Origin of the sequence: Mycobacterium gastri (genome assembly GCF_002102175.1) — a bacterium.
Taxonomy (GTDB): Bacteria; Actinomycetota; Actinomycetes; order Mycobacteriales; family Mycobacteriaceae; genus Mycobacterium; species Mycobacterium gastri.
Genome location: NZ_LQOX01000153.1, coordinates 97685 through 107035, shown reverse-complemented (window position 1 = coordinate 107035; position 9351 = coordinate 97685). Strand labels below are relative to the sequence as shown.

At 70.5% G+C, this 9351-nt stretch carries 6 protein-coding genes; all 6 read left to right on the top strand.

The genetic code is table 11. From position 1 onward, the window contains the following. On the top strand, positions 1-3542 hold a 3542-nt coding region (locus AWC07_RS27875), incomplete at its 5' end, for a PE family protein (protein WP_167380139.1). A 103-nt stretch (positions 3543-3645) separates the two neighbouring features. Further along, the gene (locus AWC07_RS26060) at positions 3646-4284 is read left to right on the top strand and encodes a TetR/AcrR family transcriptional regulator (protein WP_036418113.1); all 639 of its coding nucleotides are present in this window, start codon (positions 3646-3648) and stop codon (positions 4282-4284) included. Then, positions 4274-5212 carry an ABC transporter ATP-binding protein gene (locus AWC07_RS26055; RefSeq protein WP_036418111.1) on the top strand — a complete coding sequence of 313 codons (939 nt, stop codon included), beginning with the start codon at positions 4274-4276 and terminating at the stop codon, positions 5210-5212. The genes AWC07_RS26060 and AWC07_RS26055 overlap by 11 nt, the downstream gene beginning before the upstream one ends. Next, positions 5209-6855, top strand: coding sequence for an ABC transporter permease (locus tag AWC07_RS26050; protein ID WP_051508216.1), 1647 nt, complete (start codon positions 5209-5211; stop codon positions 6853-6855). Before AWC07_RS26055 ends, AWC07_RS26050 begins: the two co-directional genes overlap by 4 nt. Positions 6856-6876: 21 nt before the next feature. Further along, on the top strand, positions 6877-7551 hold the full coding sequence (locus AWC07_RS26045) for a methyltransferase family protein (protein WP_036418109.1): 675 nt from the start codon (positions 6877-6879) through the stop codon (positions 7549-7551). Positions 7552-7613: 62 nt separating this feature from the next. After that, a complete protein-coding gene (locus AWC07_RS26040; RefSeq protein WP_036418107.1) occupies positions 7614-9293 on the top strand; it encodes a CocE/NonD family hydrolase in 1680 nt (559 codons plus the stop codon). Positions 9294-9351 lie beyond the last annotated feature (58 nt).

Genomic DNA, 9351 nt, shown 5'->3' with positions numbered 1-9351 from the left:
TGGCTAGCCCCACCAGCCTCACCCGCACCGCCCGCGACACCGTCGGCGCCGGCGGGCACGGCGGCGGGGCCGGCCGAGGCAGCCTGCTGGGTCACCCGGGCAGCGCCGGTGATGGCGGGGCCGCCGGTAACGGTGGTACCGGTGGGACTCCCGGCAACGGCGGCTCCGGCGGTGACGGCGTTGTCGTCGCCGGGGTCGCCGGGGCCGGCGGGGCCGGCGGAACCGGTGGCAACCCCGGTGTCGGCGGTGCCGCCGGGATCGGCGGCGCGGCCGGTGGGCCCGGCGGAATCGATGGCGCCAACGGTACGGCGGGCCACATGTCCGGCAGCGGCGGCAACGGCGGGGACGGCGGCAACGGCGCCGACGCGGTCATGCTCGGTGGTGCCGGTGGTGGCGGCGGAGCCGGTGGCAACGGCGGGGCGGTCGGCAACGGCGGCAACGGCGGAGATGGCGGGGCCGGCATGGCCGGCGCCACGGGCGCGGCCGGCACCACAGGTACCTCGGGTTTCGACAGTCCTGCCGGCGGCCGTGGCGGCAACGGCGACACTGGCGGGGCCGGCGGCGTCGGCGGCACCGGCGGCGCAGGCGGGAGCGGCGGGTCGGTGTCCGGCAACGGCGGCAACGGCGGCAACGGCGGGGCCGGTGGCACTGGCGGGACCGGCGGGGTCGGTGGTGTTGGGGGCAGTGGGGCCCCCGGCACGATTTTCGTTGACCAACGTGTCGCTCCCGGCTGGGCCGGTGGGGCCGGGGGTGACGGCGGCACCGGAGGGGCCGGAGGGGCCGGCGGTGACGGCGGCGCACCCGGTGCGGCCCTAGCATCATCCGGTCAGGCCGGCACCCACGGCGCCGGCGGGGCCGGCGGCAACGGAGGTCTGGGCGGGGCCGCCGGGGACGGCGGCAACGGCGGCAACGGGTACTTCGGCGGTACCGGCGGTGCCGGCGGATACGGCGGCGACCCGGGCGCCGGCGGGGCCGGCGGAGCCGGCGGTAACAACGGCAACGGCACACACGCCGCCAGCGGCACTGCCGCCAGCAACAACGGGCCCGGGACCGGTGGTAATGGCGGCAACGGCGGCAACGGCGGCAACGCGGTCGCCGCCGGCCGTCAAGGTGGGACCGGCGGGGCCGGCGGCAGCGCCGGGACCGTCGGCAACGGCGGCAACGGCGGCAACGGCGGGGCCGGTGCCACCGGCAGCATCGGCGCGGCCGGCACCCTAGGTACTTCGTCGACCAACGAGGGCAGTGACGGCGGTGACGGCGGCCACGGTGCCACTGGCGGCACCGGCGGCGCCGGCGGCGACGGCGGGGCCGGCGGTAGCGGCGGATCGGTGTCGGGTAATGGCGGCAACGGCGGTGCCGGCGGGGCCGGTGCCACCGGCGGGGTCGGCGGAGTCGGCGGTAACGGGGCTCGCGGGGCCGGCGGCTCCTTCTTCTTGTCTTCTGGCGGTGACGGCGGGGGCGGCGGTGACGGCGGGGCCGGCGGTGCCGGCGGGGCCGGCGGCAACGGCGGCGCGGCCGGCGCGGCCCTGGCACCATCAGGCAACGCCGGCACCCACGGCGCCGGCGGGGCCGGCGGCGACGGTGCCCTGGGTGGGGCCGGCGGCAACGGCGGCAACGGCGGCAACGGAGCAAGCATCAGTTTCAGCTTTGGCCAATCCATCGCCGGCGGAGCGGGCGGTAACGGCGGCAACGGCGGTGACCCGGGCCTTGGCGGGGCCGGCGGTGCCGGCGGCTACAGCGGCAACGGCGCCTACACTCACGCCGGCGTTGCCGCCGGCAACAACGGCCCCGGGACCGGGGGCAACGGCGGCAACGGGGGCAACGGCGGCAACGGCGCGACTGCCGGTGGTCAAGGCGGCGCAGGCGGGGCCGGTGGCGACGCCGGGATCGTGGGCAGCGGTGGCAACGGCGGCAACGGCGGCAACGGCAGCAACGGCAGCAACGGGGCCGCCGGCAGCACAGGTACTTCGCCTGCCGGCCCGGGCGGCGCCGGCGGTGACGGCGGCACCGGCAGCACAGGTGGCACGGGCGGCGCCGGCGGCGACGGCGGGGCCGGCGGCAACGGCGGGTCGGTGTCCGGTAACGGCGGCAATGGCGGCGCCGGCGGGACGGGTGGCAAGGGTGCCTCAGGCGGCGTCGGCGGTGACGGGGCTGCCGGAGCCGACGGCTCCTTCTTCTTGTCTCCTGATGGTTCCTTCCATCTTGACGGCGGGGCCGGCGGGTTCGGCGGTGACGGCGGCAACGGCGGGGCCGGCGGGGCCGGCGGCAACGGCGGCGCGGCCGGCGCGGCCCTGGCATCGTCAGGCAACGCCGGCACCCACGGCACCGGCGGGGCCGGCGGCGACGGTGCCCTGGGCGGGGCCGGCGGCAACGCCGGCAACGGCGGCAACGGAACCGGCGTCTTCAGCTTTGGCCAAACCCCCATCGCCGGCGGTGCGGGCGGCAACGGCGGTGACGGCGGTAACCCGGGCTTTGGCGGGGCCGGCGGTGCCGGCGGCTTCAGCGGCAACGGCGTATACGCCGCCAACGGCGCCACTGCCAGCAGTATCGGGCCCGGAACCGGGGGCAACGCCGGCAACGGCGGCAACGGCGGCAACGGGACCGCCGGCGGTCAAGGCGGCGCGGGCGGGGCTGGCGGCAGCACCGGGGTCGTGGGCAACGGCGGCAACGGCGGCAACGGCGGCAACGGTTCCACGGGCGGCACCGACGCTGACGGCGGCAAGGGTGGCGACGGCGGCGCCGGTGGTACCGGCGGATCGTGGTCCGGCAACGGCGGGGACGGCGGCACCGGCGGGACGGGTGGCAACGGCGGCAACGGCAGCAACGGCAGCAACGGCGGCAACGGCGGCAACGGCGGCAACGGCAGCAACGCCGGCAACGGCGGCAACGGTGGCAACGGCGGCGCGCCCGGCGCGGCCATCGCATCTTCAGGCCGCCCCGGCGACCCCGGCGGCGGAGGCCTAGCCGGCAACGGCGGCAACGGCGGCAACGGCGGCAACGGCGGCGCCGGCCCCGCCGGCACGAGCGGGTTCAGCGGATCCCCGGGACTTCCGGGCGGGACAGGCGGCAACGGCGGCACCGGCGGCCACGGCGGCACCGGGGGTAACGGCGCCACGAGCTTGTCGGGGGGGCCCGACGGCGCTGCCGGTCACGGGGGTACTGGCGGCAACGGTGGCACCGGCGGTGACGGTGGTGACGGCGGCGACGGTGGTAGTGGCACTTTCGGCCAGCAGGCCGGTGGTAACGGCGGTCAAGGCGGCACCGGCGGTGCCGGTGGCGGCGGCGGCGACACCGGCACCGGTTCCATGCCGGTGCGGTCACCTGACAACTACACCGGGTTGGCAAATGGCGGCACCGGTGGCAACGGCGGCACCGGTGGCAACGGCGGCGATACCGGCTCTTCCGGCGGCAACGCCCCCGCTGCTCAAGCCGGCGACGGCGGCGCCGGTGGAGCCGGCGGCACGGGCGGCACCGGCTTTGTTCTCCCTGGGCTCAGTGGGCTTGACGGCGGCCCCGGCTCCAGGGGCATTGTGGTGCCCTAACGACACGGCGGTGTGGTCCCTCAAGCCCATCAACCAACCTGTAACGGATTCCTGACGGTCCCTCCCTTGACTCTCGACTGAACACACGTTTAATGTACTGAACATGCGTTCAGTCGACTTGACTGCGGCGGCCCGCATCAGGGATGCGGCCATCGAGCAGTTTGGTCAGCACGGTTTCGGCGTTGGACTGCGAAGCATCGCCGAAGCCGCGGGAGTGAGCGCCGCCCTGGTCATCCACCACTTCGGCTCCAAGGAGGGTCTGCGCAAGGCCTGCGACGACTATGTCGCCGAAGAGATCCGCAGCGAAAAGTCGGCGGCGATGCAGTCCAACGACCCGGCCACCTGGCTGGGCCAACTCGCCCAAGTCGAGTCCTACGCACCGCTGATGGCCTACCTGATGCGCAGCATGCAATCCGGCGGTGAATTGGCAATGACGTTGTGGCAGAAGATGATCGACAATGCCGAAGACTACCTCGAGGACGGAGTGCGGGCCGGCACCGTCAAACCCAGCCGCGACCCCCCGGCCAGGGCCAAATACCTGGCCATCACCGGGGGTGGCGGCTTTCTGTTGTACCTGCAAATGCATGCAACCCCAACCGATTTGCGCGCGGTACTCCGTGATTACACACGCGACATGGTGCTGCCGGCGCTGGAGCTCTACACCGCGGGCCTGCTGGCTGATCGCTCCATGTACGAGGCCTTCCTCGCCGAAGCGAAGCAAGGAGAATCCGATGTCCAGTGACAACGCCTCAGCCCTCATCGATATTCGAGGGCTGATCAAGAACTTCGGGGTGGTGCGTGCGCTCGACGGCCTTGATCTCACCGTGCACGAAGGCGAAGTCCACGGCTTCCTCGGACCCAACGGCGCCGGGAAGTCGACCACCATCCGGATTCTGTTAGGCCTGGCCAAGGCTGACGGCGGCAGCACCCGGCTGCTGGGCCGCGACCCCTGGGCGAACGCGGTTCAGTTGCACCGCCAAATTGCCTATGTGCCAGGCGATGTCACGTTGTGGCCGACGTTGACTGGTGGCGAGACCATCGACCTGCTGGCTCGCATGCGGGGCGGTATCGACGAGAAGCTTTGTGCTGAGTTGATCGAGCGCTTCGAGTTCGACCCGCGCAAGAAGGTACGCACCTACTCGAAAGGCAACCGCCAGAAGGTGTCCCTGATTTCGGCATTTTCGTCCCGGGCCAGCCTGCTGCTGCTCGACGAGCCCTCCAGCGGGTTGGACCCGTTGATGGAGAACGTCTTTCAGCAATGTGTCAAGGAAGCACGCGGCCGTGGGGTCACGATCCTGCTCTCCAGCCATATTCTGGCCGAAACGGAAGCCCTGTGCGAACGGGTCACCATCATTCAGGCGGGAAAGACCGTCGAGAGCGGCTCATTGGAATCCATGCGCCACCTCAGCCGCACCTCGATCAAGGCCGAAATGATCGGCGACCCGGGCGATCTCACCCGGATCAAGGGCGTCGAGGACGTCACGGTCGAGGGCAACACGGTGCGGGCCCAGGTCGACAGCGAAAGCCTGGGCGAGCTGGTCCGGGTGCTCGGCGACGCCGGGGTGCGCAGTCTGGTCAGTCAACCACCTTCGCTGGAGGACCTGTTCCTGCGCCACTACAGCGTCGGCCCGCGTGTCGGCGAACACTCCCAGCAGGTACCGGCGACATGAGCACCGCAACGCTGAATCGCCAACGCCCCGAACCCCAATCTGCACCGCCACGCGGCTCGGGTTTCACCGGCACCCTCGGACTGCTGCGGCTCTACCTACGGCGCGACCGCGTGGTGTTGCCGCTGTGGGTGTTGCTGCTGTCGGTGCCGCTGGCCACGGTGTATGTAAGCAGTATCGAGAAGGTCTACCCCGCCCAGCAGGATCGTGCGGGGTTCGTGGCCTCGATCGCTGCCAGCCCGGCCCAGCGTGCGCTCTATGGCCCGGTCTACAACGACAGTCTCGGCGCCGTCGGCATCTGGAAAGCCGGAATGTTTCACACCCTCATCGCGGTGGCGGTCATCCTCACCGTGATCCGCCACACCCGGGCCGACGAGGAGACCGGCCGGGCCGAGCTGATCGAGTCCACCGCCGTCGGCCGCTACGCGAGCCTCAGTGCGGCACTGCTGTTGTCGTTTTCGGCGTCGATCGCAACCGGTGCTATCGGTGCGGCGGGACTGCTGACCACCAAGGTGGCGCCGTCCGGGTCGCTGGCCTTCGGCGCGGCCCTAGCCGGGTCGGGATTGGTGTTCACCGCCGTGGCCGCCGTCGCCGCGCAGCTATCGCCCAGCGCCCGGGTGACCCGCGGTGTCGCGTTCGCCGTGCTCGGCACGGTGTTCGCGCTTCGGGCCGTCGGTGACGCCGGGTCGGGGGCGTTGTCGTGGTTTTCCCCGCTGGGATGGTCACTTCAGGTCAGGCCCTATGCGGGGGATCGCTGGTGGGTATTGATACTGCATCTGGCGACGGCCACCGCGCTGACCGTCGTGGCCTATCGGCTGCTCGCCGGCCGCGACGTCGGCGCCGGGCTCATCGCCGAACGCGGCGGTCCCGCCACCGCGGCACCCTGGTTGGGCAACATCTTCGGGCTGGCGTGGCGGCTTGACCGCGGCGCGGTGCTGGTCTGGACCGTGGGTCTGGTGCTTTACGGGCTGTTGATCGGCAGCATCGTGCACGGCATCGGACAGGAGTTGGGCAGTGGCACCGCGGTACGAGACATCGTCGCGCGGTTGGGCGGCACCAGCGTGCTGGAGCAAGCCTTTGTCGCGGTGGGCTTCACGATGCTGGGCATGGTCGCCGCCGCGTTCGCCGTCTCGCTGTCGCTACGCCTGCACCAGGAGGAACTCGCCCAGCGCGCCGAGACCCTGCTCGCCGGATCGGTATCCCGGATGCGGTTACTGTCAAGCCATTTGGTGATCGCGCTGGCCGGTCCAGCGGCTGCGATACTGCTCTCCGGCGTGGTGGCCGGACTCACCTACGGCGCCGCCGCCGGCGACCTCGGCGGCAAGCTGACCACCGCTGTCGCCACCGCGGCGGTACAGCTGCCGGGCGTCTGGCTACTGTCCGCGGTGACCATCGCATTGTTCGGTATGGCACCGCGGTTCACCCCGGTAGCGTGGGGCGTCCTGGTCGGCTTCGTCGCGTTGTACCTGCTTGGTTCGTTGTCGGGTTTCCCGCAGTGGTTGCTGGACTTGGAACCGTTCGCACACACACCACGAGTTGGCGGCCGCGACTTCACCGCCGAGCCGCTGCTGTGGCTGCTGGCTATAGATGCGGGATTGACCACGTTGGGCGCCATGGCTTTTCAACGACGTGACATGCGGAATTAGCCGAGAGCATCGGGAGGGGAAATGAAAACTGGTCTGCGGGCCGTTGTCTCGGGGCTGGCCGGTCTGATCGTATTCGGATTTGCGCTGTTTTACCCTGCGGGCACGTTCAACTATTGGCAGGCATGGGTTTTCATCGCCGTATTCACGGTTGCAACGATCGTGCCCAGCATCTACCTGGCCCGGACAAACCCGGCCGCACTGCAGCGGCGCATGCACGCGGGACCGCGCGCGGAAACCAGGACAGCCCAGAAATTCATCATCATGGGCGCGTTCGTCGGCTTCTTCGCCATCATGGTGCTCAGCGCGCTCGACCATCGATTCGGCTGGTCGGCAGTGTCGGTGGCGCTGTGCGTGGTCGGCGACCTACTCGTCGCGACCGGACTTGCAATCGCCATGCTGGTGGTCGTCCAGAACAGTTACGCCGCCGCGACGGTGACGGTGGAGGCGGGTCAGAAAGTCGTGTCCAGCGGTTTCTACCGGTTCGTGCGGCACCCGATGTACTTCGGGAACGTGATCTTGATGGTGGGCATGCCGCTTGCGCTGGGCTCCTATTGGGGGCTGCTGGGTGTCATCCCGGGGATGCTCGTCCTGGTTCTCCGCATTCTGGACGAGGAGAAGGCACTCGCCGTGGAACTGGCTGGATATCGCGACTACATGCAGCGTGTGCACTATCGGTTACTGCCCTACGTCTGGTAACAAGTCACATCGGAGTGGCGTAATTCGGTTGCCACCAAGCCGGCGCGCTTTAAGGTAACGGCGTGTCCAGTGATCCGGCGCCCGCCCTGGACCGGCCGTGGCGACGGCCGGGCGCTCTTCGATACGCGCTCAGCCGAATTCGCGGAATCGTCAAGCCCCCGGTCACCGTTACCCGCCGCCCGGCCGACGTCCTCGTCGAGCGTGACGTCGAGGTCATAACCCGCGACGGAACCGTATTGCGCGTCAACGTTTTCCGTCGAACCGGCGAGACCGCTCGGCCAGTCATCGTCAGCATCCATCCCTACGGCAAGGACGATCTGCCGACCACCCGGCGCAAGCGCTGGACCGTCCCCCGGCTGTACCGGGTGCTGCGCCAACCCGAGGCGGTGACATTCTCCGCCCTGACCGGTTGGGAGGCGCCGGACCCGGTCTGGTGGACCGCACACGGGTTCACCGTGGTCAATGCCGACTCGCGCGGCTGCGGTCGCTCCAACGGCACGGGGAGGCTGCTCTCCGCCCAGGAGGCCGAAGACACCTACGACCTGGTGCAATGGGTGGCCGACCAGCCCTGGAGTGACGGCCGGGTGGTCATGCTCGGGGTGTCCTACCTCGCCATCAGCCAGTACGCCGTCGCCGCCCTGCAGCCACCGGCACTGCGGGCGATCTGCCCGTGGGAGGGCTTCACCGATGCCTACCGTGACTTGGCGTTTCCCGGCGGAATTCGCGAGATCGGCTTCACCCGATTTTGGTCACGCAACGTGCGTCGTACCCGGCAGGCCTACGACCTGGAGCAGATGCAGGCCGGCCATCCGATGCGCGACGAGGTATGGCGCGCAATCGTTCCCGATCTATCGGCAATCACGGTGCCGATGTTGGTCTGTGGCAGCTTCTCCGACAACAACCTGCACAGTCGGGGCTCTATCCGGGCGTTCACCGATGGCGGTTCCCGATACGCCCGGCTCTATACCCATCGCGGCGGCAAGTGGGCGACGTTCTACTCCGAGTCCGCGTTGGCCGAGCAGCTCAAGTTCTTCCGCGACGTGCTCGACGGAGCACCCATGACCCGCAGCGTTCGCCTCGAGGTTCGCGAGGATCGCGACACCATCGCCGAGGTGCGCGAGGAGGCCGAATGGCCGCTCGCCCGCACCCATTGGCGGCCAATGTATCTCGCCGCAGCTGGACTGCTGACGGCCGAAAGGCCACCGAAAGCCGGCAGCATCACATTCGAAACACATTCTCGTGCAGCAGCTTTCAACTGGACAGTGCCATCGGACATCGAACTGACCGGACCTATGGCGGCCCGGCTCTGGGTGCAGCTGGACGGCGGCCAAGACGCGAACCTGTTCGTCGGCGTGGAGAAGCGGCGCGACGGGCGGTTCGTCGGATTCGAAGGGTCCTACGGCTGGGGCCGCGACCGGGTCACCACCGGCTGGCAGCGGGTCTCGCTGCGCGAGCTGGACCCCGAAGCCTCCCGGCCCTGGCAGCCCGTCCCGGCGTGCGTCCGGGCGCAGCCGGCTACCCCGGGCGAGGTGGTCGCCGTTGATGTCGCCCTGGGTCCGTCGGCGACGTTGTTTCGTGCCGGAGAGCAACTGCGCCTGGTGATCGCCGGTCGATGGTTGTCCCCGCGCAACCCGCTCACCGGTCAATTCCCGGCCGCCTATCCGGACTCGCCGCGCAGTCGAATCACGCTGCGCTGGGGCCCCCGCTACAACGCCCACCTGTTGGTCCCGGAAATCCCCTGACCGGTCACGGCCGGGCAAGTCCGCACGCGACACGTTACAGGCCCGCGCCGCTACCAAA

What these genes read in the sequence shown, in the direction of transcription:
- AWC07_RS26050 (WP_051508216.1), top strand. Translation starts at nt 5,209, where the DNA reads ATGAGCACCGCAACGCTGAATCGCCAACGCCCCGAACCCCAATCTGCA.
- AWC07_RS26055 (WP_036418111.1), top strand. Translation starts at nt 4,274, where the DNA reads ATGTCCAGTGACAACGCCTCAGCCCTCATCGATATTCGAGGGCTGATC.
- AWC07_RS26045 (WP_036418109.1), top strand. Translation starts at nt 6,877, where the DNA reads ATGAAAACTGGTCTGCGGGCCGTTGTCTCGGGGCTGGCCGGTCTGATC.
- AWC07_RS26060 (WP_036418113.1), top strand. Translation starts at nt 3,646, where the DNA reads ATGCGTTCAGTCGACTTGACTGCGGCGGCCCGCATCAGGGATGCGGCC.